We start from the raw sequence: 16,754 nt of genomic DNA on the forward strand, positions 1-16,754 counted from the left end.
AGCTTGAAATTCGTGATGTCGGATTTTCATCCAAACGCGGACCACGCTCACGTGCGCTACCCCACATTCAAGAACCATAGCGTTGATCGCGCCAGATGGATATAAAAATGTCGCTTCACATTTATTACGCCTTGGACACGATTTTCTACCGCGCACCACTCCCACATAACACCCAAATAAACGTGATACCCGATACACCCGCGAAAACTCAAGGGTTTACTTCACATTGAGTTTTACCAATTACTACCCACAAGTAGGTAAAGTGCGAGCGTCGCGAAACATAACAGTTTGGCAACATCGGCAAAAGTTACGCCCCGCACCCCTAAATCCGCGTAATCACGTAGATTGTTGAACAATTACTTCCATGCAAAAACGGTGGGTGGTGAGGACTCACATCGAGTCCTCACCACCCACCGCTCGGGTATTACCTGCCCCTTTTAGGGAATACGCCCAAATACTAGATCAAGAGTGTGGCACCAGGGATCGCCCCCAGAAGGTTCCGTGTGTACTCCTGTTGCGGATTATTGAACACTTCATCGGTGCTCGAATGCTCAACAATCTTCCCGTGCTGCATCACGCACACATCATCTGCAATCTGCCGCACCACAGCAAGATCATGAGTGATGAATAAGTAGGTGAGTCCCAGATTTTTTTGCAATTCATTAAGCAGGTTCAAAATCTGGGCCTGAACCAACACATCAAGGGCTGAAACCGCCTCATCGCAAATGATCACCTCCGGCTGCAAGGCAAGGGCACGGGCAATGGCAATACGCTGACGCTGTCCGCCGGAGAGCTCGTTGGGGAACCGATACATCGTCGAGGAAGGCATCGAAACATGGCTCAGCAATTCCTTCACCCTGTTTTGACGGGATTTCGAATCCCCCATGCCGTGAATGCGCAACGGCTCTTCAATCGTCCGATAAATGCTGTACATCGGATCCAAGGAACCATAGGGGTCCTGGAAAATTGGTTGTACACGCCTCCGGAACTTGAAGAGCTCAGATTCGGGTTGCTCGTTCATCACCATGCCGTCAAAGCTGATGGTTCCGGCGGTTGGTTTGAGCAGATTCAAGACCATCTGAGCAACGGTTGATTTACCCGAACCCGACTCCCCCACAATCGCTGTGGTGGTTCCACGCTTCACCGAGAACGTCACATCATCAACGGCCGTAAAGTCGATGCTCTTACCCAGGCTCTTGCGAAGTTTAAAGACCTTGGTCAGGTTCTTAATCTCCAACACGTCATCACCGGCCTTCGAATGCACGGGCTTTTCCACGGCATTGGCTTCCACTGCTTCATTCAGGGAGTGGGTTTGTAAACGCTTAGATGCCAGCGACGGAGCCGAGGCAACAAGCCGCTGGGTATAAGGGTGCTTTGGATTGCGCAATATTTCTAGCGCTGGACCGGATTCCACCACCTGCCCCTTGTACATGACTACAACCTTTTCGGCGCGTTCGGCGGCCAACCCCAAATCGTGGGTAATCAGCAGCACGGCGGTACCAAGTTCGGTAGTTAACCGTTCTAGATGGTCAAGAATCTGTTGTTGGACCGTCACATCCAACGCACTTGTAGGTTCATCGGCAATCAGCAAGCGCGGGCGGCAGGCAAGGCCAATGGCAATCAGCGCACGTTGACGCATGCCACCGGAGAATTCGTGCGGATACTGGTTGGCTCGAGTTGCAGCGTTGGGCAGGCCTGCCTCGGCGAGCACCTCGGCAACACGTTCCTTGGCGTTATCTCCCGCAAGCCCGTTGGCTTTGAGAGTTTCCTTCACCTGAAACCCGATCTTCCACACAGGATTGAGGTTTGACATAGGGTCTTGCGGCACCATGCCAATCGAGTTACCGCGCAGCTCAATGATTCGCTTATCGCTGACATTTGTAATGTCTTCGCCATCAAAAATGATTTGCCCGCCGGTGACCTTGCCATTGCCCGGAAGCAAACCAATAGCAGAGAGTGCCGTCGTCGATTTTCCGGATCCCGATTCCCCAACAATCGCTACAGTTTCACCGGGCATGATACTCAGATGAGCGTTACGCACCGCATAGACGGGGCCTTCGGGGGTATTGAAGGTAATGGCAAGATCTTTGATTTCCAGTAGAGGACGATCCGCATCGAATGTTGACACCGATGGCTCCTTGTTTCGTTCAGTCATGGTGTTATCCCTTGCGTGATTTCGGATCCAGTGCGTCACGCACAGCGTCACCGAGCATGATGAAGCTAAGCACCGTGACCGACAGTGCGAGTGCGGGCCACATCAGAATTGCTGGGTTATTGCGCAGCGAGATCTGGGCCGAGGCGATATCGTTGCCCCAACTCATGATGCTCGGCGGCAAGCCTACGCCAAGGAATGAAAGCGTTGCCTCGGCAACAATGTAGATGCCCAACGAGATCGTGGCGATCACGATAATCGGAGCCAGTGAGTTCGGCACCACGTGTTTCACAAGCGTCTTGAATTTTGACAGACCCAACGCTCGCGATGCCATGACATAGTCCGAGTTCTTCGCCTCGATGACGGCACCTCGGGTAATTCGGGCAAGCTGCGGCCAGCCGAAAATGGTCAGGGTGATAATTACCGTCCAGATGCTCTTGTTATCGCGGAATGCCGGAAGTTGCATGATGATGATGGCTCCCAGGATGAGCGGTAAGGCAAAGAAGATATCTGTAATGCGTGCCAAGACAGCATCCAGCCAGCCACCGTAGTAGCCTGCCAGTGCGCCCAAGGCACCGCCGATAATGACCACGAAGATGGTGGTGAACAGGCCAACAAGCACCGAGGCCCTAGCACCAAAGATGATCCTGGCGTAGATATCGCAGCCCTGGAAGGTGAACCCCAGCGGATGCCCCGCTGCCGGTCCTTTACGGGCGTTAGAGAGCGTACATGATGTCGGATCCGTATGCGTGAACAACTGCGGGAATACGGCAACCGCAATGACAAGAAGAATCAGGATCGCCGAAATAATGAACAGCGGCTGCTTGCGCAGTGAGCGCCACGCCTGTGCCCACATGCTCAACGGGACTGCGCTTTCGTCGACCTTGTCCACGTCTTGAAGCGGGGTATCTTCCAAACGCGCCACGTAATGCTCTATTTTGCGTGTCGAAACTTTCCCGGAGCGTATGCGCTGTGCTGCGCCTTCCGGTTCAATAATTTCTGGGGTTGGATTCTCAGGCATACCGGATCCTTGGGTCGAGCCATGCGTACAGTAAGTCGACGACGAGGTTGGCGAGAACAAATACGAGTACCAGCACGCTGACAACTGCAACCACCGTTGGGGTCTCACCTTTAAGGATAGATAGGTAGAGCAGGTTACCGACGCCTGGAACATTGAAAATACCTTCGGTCACGATGGCACCACCCATGAGGGAGCCAAGATCCGCACCGAGGAAGGTGACTACCGGGATCATTGAGTTGCGAACGATATGCACAACTACAACGCGGCGACGAGAAAGCCCCTTCGCGGTAGCCGTCCGCACATAATCTGCGTTCTTGTTTTCAATCACCGAGGTGCGGGTCAAACGAATCACGTAGGCCAGCGATACCAAACCCAAGACAAGCGCCGGCAGTATCAAATCGCTCCACGGAGCGCCAGGACTCACCGTGGGTTTGGCCCAGGCGAGTTTCACACCGACAACAAATTGCAGGATGAAGCCCAAAACGAAGGTTGGTACTGCAATAACAATCAGCGAGGCAATCAAGACGGTTGAGTCAAAGAGCTTGCCCTTGCGCAAACCTGCAATGACACCAAAAATGATGCCGAAGAATGCCTCAAAAACCAGTGCCATGATCGCCAGTCGTGCGGTAACGGGGAAGGCTCGGCCAATCACGTCCGAAACGGGCTGTCCGGAAAACGTTTCGCCCAGATCGAAACTGAGCAGATTTTTCAGGTACAGCAGGTACTGCATCCAAAACGGCTTGTCGAGGTTGTATTGAGCGGTGAGTGCGGCTTCAACCGCCGGACTCATCGGTTTGCCGCCCGAAAGCGCTGCGATGGGATTACCCGGTGTTGCGAAAACGAGGAAATACACAAGCAGCGTTGCCCCAAGGAAAACGGGAATCAACTGCAAGAATCTCAGGAGAGTAAAACGGATCATGGGGTCGCCACCCGTTTAGCTGCGGCGAAGATCGGGTCGATCAAGGTGCTACTCCTTGTAAGGAAGCAAAGTTGCGGGCTCGTACTTCACAACGGTTACCTGTGAAGTAAGTGAGGGGAACCCTTCTGGGGCTCCCCTCACTTAGGAATTCGAATGTGTGGAAGTTGGTTACTTACCGGTCACTGCGTAGTACAGCGGAACACCGTTCCAACCGAACTTCACATCTGCAACCTTGGTGCTCCAGCCGCCCTGAACTCCTTGGTACCACAGCGGTACTACCGGCAGATCCTTGAGCAGGATTTCCTGAGACTCGTTGAAGATCTTGTTACCTTCTTCAACGCTGGTAGCCGAGAGACCTTCGGCCAATTTCTTATCGAACGCTGGGTTCGAGTAGTCGCCATCGTTAGAACCTGCACCGGTGCCGTAGAGCGGGCCGAGGAAGTTATATAGCGATGGGTAGTCGGCCTGCCAACCGGCACGGGAGGCACCGGTGAGCTTCTTCTCGCCCACGATGGTGCGCATTTCCTTGAAGGTCGGAATCGGGTTCAGCTCGGCCTTGATCGGCAAGGTATTGCTGATCTGGTTGGCCATCGCCTCGATGTATTCCTTGTTACCGGCACCGTCAATGTTTGAGGTGATGGTAAAGACCTTGCCTGCCGGCCACGGGCTGATGGCTTCAGCCTGTTCCCAGAGCTTCTTGGCTCCCTCGGCATCAAAGGTCAAGACATCGCTACCCGGAATTGCATCCGAATAACCATCGATCACCGGTGAGGTGAATTCCTTGGCTGCCTGCTTGCCGCCGAAGAAGATGTTATCGATGATTTCCTGGCGGTTGATCGCCTTAGAGATTGCCTGGCGGCGCAACTGACCTGCTTCGCCCTGGAATTCGGGCAGGTAGCTTGGGATGGTCATGGTTGCGTTGCCTGCATAGGGCTGGTTGACCGAACGGTCGCCCAAGTCGGTCTTGTAGTTCTGCAGGGCACTTGGTGGAATCTGGTCAAGGATATCTAGGTTGTTGGCCAACAGATCCTGGTACGCGGCATCGAAGGTCGTGTAAATCTTGAATGTCACACCGCCATTTGCGGGCTTACGCGGGCCCGAGTAATCGGCGTTGGGAACCAGCTGGACCTGCACGTTGTGCTGCCAGCCACCATCGGCAAGCTTGTAGGGACCATTACCGGCGGGGTTTTCACCAAAGGCTTTAGGATCCTTGAAAGCGGCTTCCGGCAACGGGTAAAAGGCGGTGTAGCCAAGACGCAGCGGGAAGTCGGATTCCGCACGGCTCAGCTCAACGGTGAAGGTGTTGTCATCGACAATCTTCAACCCTTCCATCTTGTCTTCGGTGGACTTCTCCGCGCTGACCTTGTCGTAGCCCTTGATAGATTCGAAGAAATACGAGTTCAGCTGGGCGTTCTTTGCAGCTGCACCAAAGTTCCAGGCATTCACGAATGATGCTGCGGTCACTGCCTCACCATTGGTGAACTTCTGGCCGGACTTGATCTTGATGGTGTAGTTCTGTGCGTCGGTGGTTTCGATAGACTCGGCAAGCTCGTTGACCGGTGCACCCGTTGCGTCGTAGCTGACCAGACCGGTGAAGATCAGGTCCATGACGCGCCCGCCGCCAACTTCGTTGGTGTTAGCGGGGAGTAGACCATTTTGTGGTTCTGTCGAGTTTGCGGTAATTACCGCGGTTGCGTTGCCGCCACCACCGCCAGCGTCAGTGCTGGTGGCAGCACCGGAGGTTGCCGCTCCTTGATCGCCGCCGCCACCACAGGCGGTAAGCGTCAGTGCGAGTGCCGCTGAAAGCACCAGGGCCTTCGAAGTACGGTTGTAACGCATACTTGTTCTCCTCAAGAAATCTATGCTCGGGCGGGAAAAGTGAAGCATCGTTGCCTACACCCGCATCCCCGTGAGTAACATCACTCACTGTGAGACTACTCACAAGCACCTGAAGCAATCAATGAATTTTCGCGTTTTGTCCCAATCTTTATGAAGATGAAACAAATATGACGGCCGTCAAACTTACATCTGACATGGTTGTCCTACAATTCGTTGTCCCGCGGGGTAAAGCGCTATAGCAAAGCGAAGAGCATTCCGGGGTCTTTCAAGAGCATTCCCAGTTCGGCAAGGAATTTTGCGCCCTGTTCACCATCAACTACCCGATGATCAAATGAAAGCGAAAGGGTCATTACCTCGCGCAACGCAATTTGGTCATTAAACTCCCAGGGCATCCTTCGTACCTGCCCCAAAGCCAGAATTCCGGTTTGCCCCGGCGGCAAGATCGGCGTACCGGAATCAATCCCAAAGACCCCGATATTGCTGATACTAAAAGTGCCACCGGCCAATTGGTGAGGGGTGCTGCTTCCATTGCGGGCCGCAGCGGTAAGCACACTGATCTCACCGGCCAGGGTGAGCAGATCCATCCCCTGAGCCTCATGTACCACGGGAACCAACAGTCCACGCTCGGTGGCAGCGGCAATCCCCAAATTTACGTAATGGAATTCGATGATTTCCTGAGTCTTTTCATCCCACCGCGAGTTCAATCCCTGATGTTTGGCCAATAACAGGCTCACGGCCTTGGCCACCAGGGTGGTAATTGTCAGTTTTACTCCGGCAAATTCCCGTTTGGACCGCAGTCGTTCAAGCAATTCCATAGAGCGGGTGATATCAACGGTGAGAAATTCTGCAACATGAGGTGCACTAAAGGCACTTGAGACCATTGCCGCAGCCGTGGCCTTTCGTACCCCGTGTACCCGTACCCGGGTTTCACGCGGTGTCGAGGATTCGGAGGCCAGTGGTGCTTCTGGCAGCAAAGTCACCGGTGAAATGCTCGGTACTTTTTCTTGCTGCGCCGGGTGTTGAGCTTGCAAAACGTCTTCGCGAGTAATCAGCCCATCGTTGCCGCTAGGGGCTACAACACGTAAATCAATGTGCAAGTCACGAGCCAGTTTTCGAACCGGTGGCCGCGCACGCAGATAACCGATCCCCACCCTAGATTCATCGATAATTGACTCAGATTCTGCTGTATCACCCCGCTCACTGATGACCTGCGGGCTAGCCGATGGCCGCGCTTGAGCAGCCGTAACAGCTGTCCTACCGCGCCGTGCCGGTCTGCCCTTTATGTCGGCCGCTGCCCCGTACCCAACAAGTGTTGGCTGGCGTTTTTCCGCCTCATCCCCGGCTTCAGGGGGCGAAGCAGCACTGCCCGCGGCAACAGATACATCAAAGGAAATGATTGGATTACCCACATCGACAACTGCACCCACTGGCTCAAAGATCTTCCGCACGGTGCCACTAAATGGGGAGGGTAATTCAACAATTGCCTTGGCCGTTTCAATCTCGGCAATGATTTGGTTCAGGGAAACCGCATCGCCAACCCCGACCTTCCAGGCAATAATCTCCGATTCGGTCAGCCCCTCACCAAGATCCGGTAAGTTAAAGAGTTTTTCCATGACGATACTCAACCTTCCTCTCCCAGCTGTGCACGAGTCCGGCGCATGACCTGATCAACCCCATCAAGGATTCGATCAAGATCCGGCAGATGATGCATCTCAAGCTTTGAGGGTGGGTAGGGAATGTCGAATCCCGTCACGCGCACCGGCGCATGATCCAAATGGTCAAAGCATTTCTCGGTCAGCGATGCGGCAAGTTCGGCACCCATTCCGGCAAACCTGCTTGCCTCATGGGTGATCACCACTCGCCCGGTCTTACGCACCGAGGTGGCAAGAGTTTCAAAATCAACGGGTTCAATGCTGCGCAAATCGATGACCTCAATATCGATGCCCTCATCCTCGGCCGCGGTTGCCGCGTCAAGCGCGGTTTTCACCAGTGGCCCATAGGCAATTAGTGTCACATCGTTACCTTGACGGGCAATATTTGCCTTGAAGAGTGAGCCGGTGCGTGGCGCAACTTCCGTATCGACCTCACCTCGTTGATGATAACGGCGCTTAGGTTCAAGGAAAATGACCGGATCGTCATCCTCAATGGCTTCCTGAAGCATCCAATAGGCATCCTGCGGGGTTGCCGGTGCCACCACACGCAGGCCGGCAGTATGGGCAAAGTATGCCTCAGGTGATTCGGAGTGGTGCTCCGGTGAACCAATGCCACCACCAAAAGGAATGCGGATGGTGACCGGGAGCTTCACCTTGCCGCGGGACCGAAAATGCATCTTTGCAAGCTGGGAGACGATCTGGTCGAAGGCGGGATAGACGAAACCATCGAATTGGATTTCCACCACCGGTCGATATCCGCGAAAGGCGAGCCCGATGGCGGTTCCAACAATGCCGGATTCGGCCAATGGAGTGTCGATGACCCGGTGGGCACCAAAGTCTTTTTGCAATCCATCGGTGATGCGGAAAACGCCACCGAGCTTGCCAATATCTTCACCCATTAACACGACCTTATGATCGTGTTCCATGGCGGCGCGGAGCCCCGAGTTCAGTGCCTGAGAAAATGTCAGAGTTTTCATCGTGTCACCTCGGCATCCTGGGAAAAACTTTCTAGGTACAGCTTGTAGTTATCGCGTTGTTCATCGAGCCATGAGTGTTCGTGGCTGTAGACGTTTTTAAAGAGATCATCAACGGATGGGTCGGGCATGGTGGTGATTGCCTCGCGCAACCCGGCCGCCAACTCATCGGCCGCTTGGGTGGAACGCTTCTTGAGCTCTTCGAGGTCCGCGCCCAGCGAGTCGAGGTGTGCTGCAACACGGTCCAGCGGATCTTTTGCCGCCCACTGCTCGAGCTCTAGTGCATCGCGGTAGCGGGTTGGGTCATCGGCCGTGGTGTGTGCGCCCATGCGGTAGGTGACCGCCTCAATAAATGCCGGGCCGTTGCCGCTGCGCACATGCTCGAGCGCCGCACGGGTTGCGCCCATCACCGCAAGTACATCGTTTCCATCGACCCGCCAGGTGGCAAGGCCAAAGCCCTTGGCACGGTCTGCGATATAGCCAGCAGTTTGCCGGGCCACGGGTTCGGAGATGGCCCAATGGTTGTTTTGGCAGAAAAAAATCACCGGCGCTTGGTAACTTGCCGCGAAGACCATTGCCTCGCTGACATCGCCCTGGCTGGTGGCACCATCACCAAAGTAGGTAATTGCCGCGGCATCCGAACCGTCAAGTTTAAGTCCCATGCCGTAGCCGGCTGCATGCAGGGTTTGGGCGCCGATAACAATTTGCTGGTTTGCCATATTCACCTCGTACGGATCCCAACCGCTGGGTGCTGCACCACGCCACATGCGCAGCAAATCTTGTGGGGCCACTCCGCGGCAGTAGGCAACACCGTGTTCGCGGTAGGACGGGAAGATGAAATCCTCGTCACTCAGCGCGCGGCCGGAACCAATCTGGGCGGCCTCCTGACCCAGCAGTGGGGCCCAAAGTCCCAGCTCGCCTTGGCGTTGCAGCGCGGTTCCCTCGTGATCTAGGCGTCTAATGCACGCCATATCTATATAGAGGTCTTCGAGTTTGCGTTGATCTATATCGCTGACCCAGACATCGAGGTCTTCGCAGGGGTGTCTGGCCCCATCGGGGCCGATGATCTGTAGGTATTCTCCGGTTCCGGCCGGGGCCGGTACATCAAACGTGTTGGACACGGTCAGCATCCTTCTGCGTTGCAGGGGTACCCGGAAAAAGCGTGTCTTCGTGGGACGCGACTTTTTCCGAGGGCGGTCGCCTCGTCGCCACCACCTACCTGTGATGCTACTCACGTTAATCAATGCGCACAATCCTTGGGAAGCAAATTGGGCAAGCTGCACTATTCACCCGGGTTTCGGGGTGCTAATCTTGCGCATTATGCAGCAATTAGACGTAACAGACATTCGCATCTTGCAGGCACTGAGTGCCGCGCCGAAGGCCAGCGCCGTGGCAATTGCCGCCGAGCTAGGACTGAGCCGCAATACCGTCCAAAGTCGCATGGCACGACTTGACCTCTCCGGTGCGTTGTTGCCCTTTGAACAACGGATCAATCCCGCCTTCTTGGGCTTCCCACTGGCAAGCTTTGTCAATATCCATATTCAGCAGCGCAAACTGGGTGCCATCGTGGCAAAGTTGCGCCTCATTCCGGAGATTATCGAGGCACATGGGGTCACCGGTTCGGCGGATATTCTGGCCCGCGTGGTGGCCAGCGGCGCCGAGGAACTTTTCCGGGTCAACGGCGCAATCCTGGATATCGATGGGGTTGAACGGGCAGATACCTCCTTATCGATGGCCGAACTCATCCCGCGTCGCACCTCAACACTCATGGCGCAACGTCTGGCCTCCACCCAAGGATCCCCCGCATTGGCAACCGCCGTTTCCCACGAGGCACACTAGCGTCGCTAACCTTTGCCCGGACAGCCACCCCATAAAAATACTCTCGCCATACCAACAAAAAACGCTGTGGCGCTCCATTCCCCTTGTGAAGGGGCGGAACGCCACAGCGTTGTTGTTCTAGCCACACGGTGCGTGGCCCAAGGTTGAGCCTAGTGATCTACTGCCTTTTCGGCACCGACACCGGTCAGTGAACGTACTTCCATTTCGGCGGACTTGATCGGGTCCTCGGTGTTCTTATCGAGGACCGAACCGATCCAGCCCAGGAAGAACGCCAACGGGATCGAGACGATGCCCGGGTTGGCCAGCGGGAAGACGGCGAAGTCGGCGCCGGGGATCATCGAGGTCGGCAGGCCCGACATGACCGGGGAGAAGACGATCAGCAAGATTGCCGAACCGAGGCCGCCAACCATGGACCAGACGGCGCCCTGGGTGGTGAACTTCTTCCAGAACAGCGAGTACAGGATGGTCGGCAGGTTTGCCGAGGCAGCAACGGCGAAGGCCAGTGCCACCAGGAAGGCGACGTTCTGCCCCTGGGCGCCAATGCCGCCGAGGATCGCGAAGACACCGATGACGATGACGGTGCGACGAGCAACCTTCATTTCCTTTTCCGGGGTGCTCTTGCCCTTGGCGATGACCGATGCGTAAACATCGTGGGCGAAGGAGGCGGCAGCGGTGATGGTCAATCCGGCAACCACCGCCAGGATGGTGGCGAAGGCCACCGCGGAGATCAACCCGAGCAGCAGCGGGCCGCCGAGCTCGAAGGCCAGAAGTGGGGCCGCGGAGTTCACGCCGCCCGGGGCTGCCTTGATCTTATCTGCACCAATCAATGCGCCGGCACCGTAGCCAAGGACCAGGGTGAACAGGTAGAAGCCACCGATGAGCCAGATGGCCCAGACCACCGAGCGACGGGCTTCCTTGGCGGTCGGAACCGTGTAGAAGCGCATCAGCACGTGCGGCAAACCGGCGGTGCCAAGCACCAGGGCCAGGGCCAGGGAGATGAAGTCAAGCTTTGAGGTGTCTGACTTGCCGTACTGCATGCCCGGGTTCAGGATGTCGGGCGTTCCAGCCGATTCAACTGCGGCACCCAGCAGTGCGGAGAAGTTGAAGCCGAACTGTGCCAGGACCATGATGGTCATGATGAATGCGCCGGCGATCAGCAGGCAGGCCTTGATGATCTGCACCCAGGTGGTGCCCTTCATGCCACCGATCAGTACGTAAACGATCATCAGGATGCCAACAACGACGATGACCAGCGACTGACCCAGGCGATCATCGATACCCAGCAACAGGGAAACCAGCGCACCGGCACCGGCCATCTGAGCCAGCAGGTAGAAAACACAGACCGCGAGGGTGGAGATTGCCGCGGCAATGCGCACCGGGCGCTGCTTGAGACGGAAGGAAAGCACATCGGCCATGGTGAACTTGCCGGTGTTACGCAGCAGTTCGGCGACCAGCAGCAATGCCACAAGCCAGGCGACCAGGAAGCCGATGGAGTAGAGGAAGCCATCGTAACCATTGATCGCGATGGCACCGACGATACCCAGGAAGGATGCCGCGGAGAGGTAGTCACCGGCAATGGCTGTGCCGTTCTGGGTTCCGGTGAAGGAACGCCCGCCGGCATAGTAGTCGGCGGCCGTCTTGTTATTGGACGAGGCCTTGAGCACTACCACCAGGGTGATGCCCACGAAGAGGCCGAAGATGCCGATATTAACCCACGGGTTACCGACCTTCGTAGCCTCCTGCGCAGCGGCAAGAATCGTTAGCGAATTCACTTACTTACTCTCCTGCTTCTTGCGCTTCGAGGCGCTTGCGGATGGCGGTTGCCTTCGGGTCTAGCTTCCTATTTGCAAAGGAAACGTAGGCTGCGGTGATGCCGAAAGTTGAGACGAATTGCAACAGGCCCAGCAGGATGCCAACGTTGACGTTGCCCCAGACCTTGATTGACATGAATTCGTGTGCGTAGTCCGCCAAGAGCACGTAGGCGAAGTACCAGAGCAGGAAGATTACTGCCATGGGGAAGACAAAGCTGCGGTGCGTTTTACGCAGTTCGACAAATTCCTCGGACTTTTGCTCTCCGATGAAATCAATGCCGGAACCGAGATCCGATTCAGGGGTAATACTCATGATTCCTCCTTACAAGGTTTCAAGGTGTTGGTGTCCCCCGAATGAGTACTTGACTCATGTTCCGTTGATGCGGTGAGGTGCGCCACACCTAAGTGACTGAGATCACTCTGCGTCATGTGTGGGGTTAGAAAGAAGTACCTTGGTGCGGGTTACCGGCAAGCGGTTGGCTCGATGCGCCAAACGGCACCGGACTACGACGAGCGGTTAGCCCAAATTTGCGCCAAGTAGGCTTGTGCCATGCTCTCCACCGCACTGCAAATGACGCTGATCATTGCAACTCTCATCGTCGGGGTCTCCGTGGTCGGATACCTTGGATTCAAGATTGCCCGTTCCAACCGTGATCTGGGCACCGATGCTGACAAGGCAACCTTTGAAACGCTGCACCAGGTCTCGGTGGCGGCCCCGCACCTGGCCAAGGGGCTCACCCCGGAGGGTGCTGCCAAGGCAGGAAAACACCTGCGCGCACTACTCGCCTGCGAGGCACTGGTCATCACCGACACAGCAAAGATCCTGGCGGTGGATGGCATCATTCCGGATCACGATGACCGGGGCAGCGCACCTGCCTTTGAACTTGCGGCAAACGCCTTGGCCACCAAGCGCACCCAGGTTAAACGCTCCCAGGGCGCGGATATTGTCTGCTCCCCCATCATGGTGGGAGACACCCCGGTGGGCACCGTATGCGCCTATATTCCCCGCGCCGGCGCGGGGATTGTGCGTGCCGTGGCCGAGGTCGCCGCGTGGGTTGCCGCGCAGGTGGGCCTGGCAGAACTTGACGCCTCCCGCGCACTGCTCATGGAGGCCGAGGTCAAGGCGTTACGTGCACAGATCTCCCCGCACTTTATTTACAATTCCCTGAACGCGATCGCCTCATTTATCAATACCGATCCGGCACGCGCACGCGAACTAGTTGTCGAGTTCGCCGATTTCACCCGGTATTCCTTCCGCAGGCACGGGGATTTCACAACGCTGGCCGAGGAACTTCAGGCCATCGACAGATACCTGCTACTGGAAAAGGCACGCTTTGGGGATCGCATCCGGGTTTCACTGTCCATCGCCCCGGAGGTGTTGGCAACCGCGATCCCATTCCTCTCCTTGCAGCCACTGGTGGAAAATGCCGTGCGTCATGGGCTGGAGTCCAAGCCCGGCGGCGGCTTGATCACCATTAGCGCCAAAGATAGCGGGGAATTCGCGCTGATCACCGTCGAAGATGACGGGGTGGGCATCGATCCGGAAGCGCTGGCAGCGGTGTTGGCAGGAACCACCGAGTCAATTCATGTGGGGCTGCGCAACGTCGATGTGCGTTTACGCCAGGTCTATGGAGATGCCCACGGGTTGGTCATCGACACCGCACCCGGTGCCGGAACCCTGATCACCATGCGAGTTCCCAAGTTCCGTCCCGGCGTACTTCCAGATGGACCCTTGACTACGCTGGATGCGTCTTAGCGCGCCCAATGGGCACTAAGACCTCGTGGCCGGGTAAAGTATTTGCATGATTAATGTGGTTGTCGCGGACGATGAGTTGCCGGCTGTTGAAGAGCTGGCATATCTGTTGTCACTCGATTCCCGCATCGGAAAAATCCACCGAGCTTCCTCGGGTGCCGAGGCTCTCAAGGCCCTGGAAGAGCACGAAGTTGATGCGCTTTTTCTGGACATCCACATGCCGGCGCTTTCTGGGCTTGACATCGCCCGGGTCATCTCCCGTTTCACCCGTCCCCCGGCAGTAGTTTTTGTGACGGCCGATGAGGACCAAGCACTCGAAGCCTTTGAACTTGCGGCCCTCGACTACGTGCTCAAGCCGGTGCGCCCGGAGCGTTTGGCGGAATCGGTGCGCCGCATCTGCGAACTTGCCGAGGAAGAAACCGCGAAACCCGAGGTTGTCACGGTAGATCAGGGTGGAATCACCAAGATGATTCGCCGCGATGAGATCCGCTATGTGCAGGCCCAAGGTGACTACGCACGATTGCATACCAAGGACGCCAGCTACCTGATCCGTGTCCCGCTCAACGACCTCGAGCAGCAGTGGGCTTCGGCAGGATATATTCGCATCCACCGCTCCTATCTGGTCTCAATGGACAAGATCGACACCGTCAAGCTGGCCACGGGCAAGGCCGCAGTGATGATTGGCGGCACCGAGCTTCCGGTCTCCCGCCGGGCCCTTCCCTATCTGCGCGAACGCCTTGCGGCCAATCGGGTTCGCCCGCTGTGAGCTCCCCCGCTGCCGATTCGGCACCATCGGCCCAGGAGCCCGGCAGGCAGCAGCACCCGCTACCCGCTGGCGATCCATTGCCACCACCGGCCCCTAACCGGGTACGGGTCAGTGCGCCGGCCGGCAGCATGCTCAACATTCCACGTAAGCTCAACCCCGATGCCGCTGACGCATTTTATGTGCGCTCACTGATTCGATCGCAATTTCGTTTGGCGATCTCCGTGGCGCTGGGATTTCTGCTATTGCTGATTGGTTTGGCAGTCATTGGTGCCGCCTGGCCGCAGATTCAAGAGATTCGTTTGGCAACTATCCCCTTGCCTTGGTGGTTGCTCGGCGTTGGTGTGTACCCGATGATTTTGCTTTCGGCGTTCCTGTTTAATCGGGCGGCGGCCCGCAATGAACAGCAGTATCGGAGCATCGTCGAGCAATGAATTCAACGGTTTCCCTCCTTGCGGTACTCATAGTTTCGGTTGCGACCGTCACCATTGCTATCAATGGATTGCGGCTTTCCCGGACCACCGGTGACTTTTATGTAGCATCGCGCACCGTACCGCCGTGGTGGAACGCCAGCGCCATTGGCGGAGAGTACCTTTCGGCGGCATCGTTCTTGGGTATTGCCGGGCTGATCGTGGTTTCCGGGCAGGACGGATTGTGGTTCCCGATAGGTTACACCGCCGGTTACCTGATGTTATTGCTCTTTGTGGCGGCCCCGCTGCGGCGTTCGCGCGCCTACACCATCCCCGATTTTGCACAGATCCGCTTTGGCTCGATGCCACTGCGTCGACTCACCAGCTTCTTGGTCATAGTCATATGCTGGCTGTACATCGTCCCGCAGCTCCATGGTGCGGCCCTGACCTTAGGGATCAGCACCGGATTACCCGGTTGGATGGGTGCAGCGTTGGTCATGGGCATCGTGTGCATGACGGTACTTGCCGGTGGCATGCGCTCAATTACCTTTGTGCAGGCATTCCAGTACTGGCTCAAACTCGCGGCCTTGGCAATACCCACAGTCTTTTTGCTATTGCACCTGGATTTGCAGGGACAATCGGCAACGCTTGGCGGGGCGATCTTTGACGTCGAGGCCCAGCAAACAACGGCCAAGGGCCTGTACTACAATATTTCGTTGCTTGTTGCTTTGCTCTTTGGCACCCTGGGTTTACCGCATGTGCTGGTGCGTTTTTATACAAATCCCGATGGCCCCTCGGCACGCAAAACCACGGCAATAGTCCTTGGACTTCTTACTTTGTTTTACCTCTTTCCCACCATGTTGGGAATCTTGGGCCGGGCTTACACTCCGGAGCTGGCAAGTTCGGGGAATGCCGATGCTACGGTGTTGCTCTTGCCCGGACGGATTATTGGTGGGACCGCCGGAGATGCGCTAACGGCAATCATTGTGGGAGGCGCCTTCGCCGCGTTCCTTTCCACCTCATCGGGGCTTGTTGTCTCGCTGGCCGGGGCCATCTCACAAGATCTATTTCAGGGCACGGTGCGTGGCTTTAGGATTGCCACGGTCATGGCAACGGCTGTTCCCCTGCTCCTTGCCTTGGGTACCAATACCTTTGCCCTTGCCGGTGCCATTGGTTCGGTCTTTGCCTTTACCGCTTCAACTATTTGTCCGCTACTGCTGTTGGGCATTTGGTGGCGCGGACTTACCTCAACGGGCGCCGTCGCCGGCTTGGTGACCGGCGCACTTAGCTGCGGTTCGGCCTTGGTATTGGCAGCCGTATTGCCCACGACGCAAGGATCCTTTCATGACATGGTGTCCCAGCCCGCCGCGTGGAGCGTGCCGCTTGCCTTCTTGGTCATGATTGCTGTTTCGCTGGGAACAAAGGATCGGATTCCATCCCGAGTTGATGCGGTACTTGCCCGGCTTCACGTGCCCGAACAATCACACGATCGCAACGGCTAGGCTCACGCTGGTTCACTAACATGTGCCAGCACGGGGGGCCATAAGAAGGAGCTTAGTCAATCGATTCGCCAGCAAACCGTTGTTAAACACCGGTGGTGGCTCATATCGGCATAGATGTG

At 56.5% G+C, this 16,754-nt stretch carries 14 protein-coding genes; 5 read left to right on the forward strand and 9 right to left on the reverse strand.

What is annotated here, in order from left to right:
* Window positions 1–457: 457 nt before the first annotated feature.
* The 7 genes from CQ018_RS10885 to pdhA all read right to left on the reverse strand — a co-directional run bounded on the left by CQ018_RS10885 (window position 458) and on the right by pdhA (window position 9,687).
* Window positions 458–2,155: an ABC transporter ATP-binding protein gene (locus tag CQ018_RS10885; RefSeq protein ID WP_105550024.1), complete on the reverse strand. Its 1,698-nt coding sequence runs from the start codon at window positions 2,153–2,155 to the stop codon at window positions 458–460.
* Between the two features lie 4 nt (window positions 2,156–2,159).
* A complete protein-coding gene (locus tag CQ018_RS10890) occupies window positions 2,160–3,173 on the reverse strand; it encodes an ABC transporter permease (protein ID WP_105550025.1) in 1,014 nt (337 codons plus the stop codon).
* Window positions 3,166–4,092 carry an ABC transporter permease gene (locus CQ018_RS10895; RefSeq protein ID WP_105550026.1) on the reverse strand — a complete coding sequence of 309 codons (927 nt, stop codon included), beginning with the start codon at window positions 4,090–4,092 and terminating at the stop codon, window positions 3,166–3,168. Before CQ018_RS10895 ends, CQ018_RS10890 begins: the two co-directional genes overlap by 8 nt.
* A gap of 168 nt (window positions 4,093–4,260) precedes the next feature.
* A complete protein-coding gene (locus tag CQ018_RS10900; RefSeq protein ID WP_105550027.1) occupies window positions 4,261–5,931 on the reverse strand; it encodes an ABC transporter substrate-binding protein in 1,671 nt (556 codons plus the stop codon).
* Window positions 5,932–6,164: 233 nt separating this feature from the next.
* On the reverse strand, window positions 6,165–7,544 hold the full coding sequence (locus CQ018_RS10905; protein WP_105550028.1) for a dihydrolipoamide acetyltransferase family protein: 1,380 nt from the start codon (window positions 7,542–7,544) through the stop codon (window positions 6,165–6,167).
* An 8-nt stretch (window positions 7,545–7,552) separates the two neighbouring features.
* Window positions 7,553–8,560, reverse strand: a complete 1,008-nt coding sequence (locus CQ018_RS10910) for an alpha-ketoacid dehydrogenase subunit beta (RefSeq protein WP_105550029.1) — start codon at window positions 8,558–8,560, stop codon at window positions 7,553–7,555.
* Complete coding sequence (gene pdhA / locus CQ018_RS10915) at window positions 8,557–9,687, reverse strand: pyruvate dehydrogenase (acetyl-transferring) E1 component subunit alpha (protein ID WP_105550030.1); 1,131 nt, start codon at window positions 9,685–9,687, stop codon at window positions 8,557–8,559. The genes CQ018_RS10910 and pdhA overlap by 4 nt, the downstream gene beginning before the upstream one ends.
* 190 nt (window positions 9,688–9,877) lie before the next feature.
* Between pdhA and CQ018_RS10920 the strand changes: the two genes are divergently transcribed.
* Window positions 9,878–10,396, forward strand: coding sequence for an Lrp/AsnC family transcriptional regulator (locus CQ018_RS10920; protein WP_105550128.1), 519 nt, complete (start codon window positions 9,878–9,880; stop codon window positions 10,394–10,396).
* A 149-nt stretch (window positions 10,397–10,545) separates the two neighbouring features.
* On the opposite strand, the gene CQ018_RS10925 is transcribed toward CQ018_RS10920, so the two are convergent.
* On the reverse strand, window positions 10,546–12,153 hold the full coding sequence (locus tag CQ018_RS10925; RefSeq protein ID WP_105550129.1) for a cation acetate symporter: 1,608 nt from the start codon (window positions 12,151–12,153) through the stop codon (window positions 10,546–10,548).
* A 19-nt stretch (window positions 12,154–12,172) separates the two neighbouring features.
* On the reverse strand, window positions 12,173–12,520 hold the full coding sequence (locus CQ018_RS10930) for a DUF485 domain-containing protein (RefSeq protein ID WP_105550031.1): 348 nt from the start codon (window positions 12,518–12,520) through the stop codon (window positions 12,173–12,175).
* 237 nt (window positions 12,521–12,757) lie between these two features.
* On the opposite strand from CQ018_RS10930, the gene CQ018_RS10935 reads away from it, so the two are divergent.
* From CQ018_RS10935 to CQ018_RS10950, 4 genes are read left to right on the forward strand one after another with little or no spacing between them, the layout of a single operon-like run.
* The gene (locus CQ018_RS10935; RefSeq protein ID WP_105550032.1) at window positions 12,758–13,963 is read left to right on the forward strand and encodes a sensor histidine kinase; all 1,206 of its coding nucleotides are present in this window, start codon (window positions 12,758–12,760) and stop codon (window positions 13,961–13,963) included.
* A gap of 46 nt (window positions 13,964–14,009) precedes the next feature.
* Window positions 14,010–14,726, forward strand: a complete 717-nt coding sequence (locus CQ018_RS10940) for a LytTR family DNA-binding domain-containing protein (protein WP_105550033.1) — start codon at window positions 14,010–14,012, stop codon at window positions 14,724–14,726.
* Window positions 14,723–15,157 carry a hypothetical protein gene (locus tag CQ018_RS10945; protein ID WP_258142559.1) on the forward strand — a complete coding sequence of 145 codons (435 nt, stop codon included), beginning with the start codon at window positions 14,723–14,725 and terminating at the stop codon, window positions 15,155–15,157. Before CQ018_RS10940 ends, CQ018_RS10945 begins: the two co-directional genes overlap by 4 nt.
* Window positions 15,154–16,635, forward strand: coding sequence for a cation acetate symporter (locus tag CQ018_RS10950; protein WP_105550034.1), 1,482 nt, complete (start codon window positions 15,154–15,156; stop codon window positions 16,633–16,635). Before CQ018_RS10945 ends, CQ018_RS10950 begins: the two co-directional genes overlap by 4 nt.
* The last annotated feature ends 119 nt before the right edge of the window (window positions 16,636–16,754 follow it).

It is taken from the genome of Arthrobacter sp. MYb227, assembly GCF_002975435.1.
Classification (GTDB): domain Bacteria; phylum Actinomycetota; class Actinomycetes; order Actinomycetales; family Micrococcaceae; genus Paeniglutamicibacter.

Coding starts and splice junctions, on each gene's coding strand:
- CQ018_RS10885 (WP_105550024.1), bottom strand. CDS start 2,155: ATGACTGAACGAAACAAGGAGCCATCGGTGTCAACATTCGATGCGGAT.
- CQ018_RS10890 (WP_105550025.1), bottom strand. CDS start 3,173: ATGCCTGAGAATCCAACCCCAGAAATTATTGAACCGGAAGGCGCAGCA.
- CQ018_RS10895 (WP_105550026.1), bottom strand. CDS start 4,092: ATGATCCGTTTTACTCTCCTGAGATTCTTGCAGTTGATTCCCGTTTTC.
- CQ018_RS10900 (WP_105550027.1), bottom strand. CDS start 5,931: ATGCGTTACAACCGTACTTCGAAGGCCCTGGTGCTTTCAGCGGCACTC.
- CQ018_RS10905 (WP_105550028.1), bottom strand. CDS start 7,544: ATGGAAAAACTCTTTAACTTACCGGATCTTGGTGAGGGGCTGACCGAA.
- CQ018_RS10910 (WP_105550029.1), bottom strand. CDS start 8,560: ATGAAAACTCTGACATTTTCTCAGGCACTGAACTCGGGGCTCCGCGCC.
- pdhA (WP_105550030.1), bottom strand. CDS start 9,687: ATGCTGACCGTGTCCAACACGTTTGATGTACCGGCCCCGGCCGGAACC.
- CQ018_RS10920 (WP_105550128.1), top strand. CDS start 9,878: ATGCAGCAATTAGACGTAACAGACATTCGCATCTTGCAGGCACTGAGT.
- CQ018_RS10930 (WP_105550031.1), bottom strand. CDS start 12,520: ATGAGTATTACCCCTGAATCGGATCTCGGTTCCGGCATTGATTTCATC.
- CQ018_RS10935 (WP_105550032.1), top strand. CDS start 12,758: ATGCTCTCCACCGCACTGCAAATGACGCTGATCATTGCAACTCTCATC.
- CQ018_RS10940 (WP_105550033.1), top strand. CDS start 14,010: ATGATTAATGTGGTTGTCGCGGACGATGAGTTGCCGGCTGTTGAAGAG.
- CQ018_RS10950 (WP_105550034.1), top strand. CDS start 15,154: ATGAATTCAACGGTTTCCCTCCTTGCGGTACTCATAGTTTCGGTTGCG.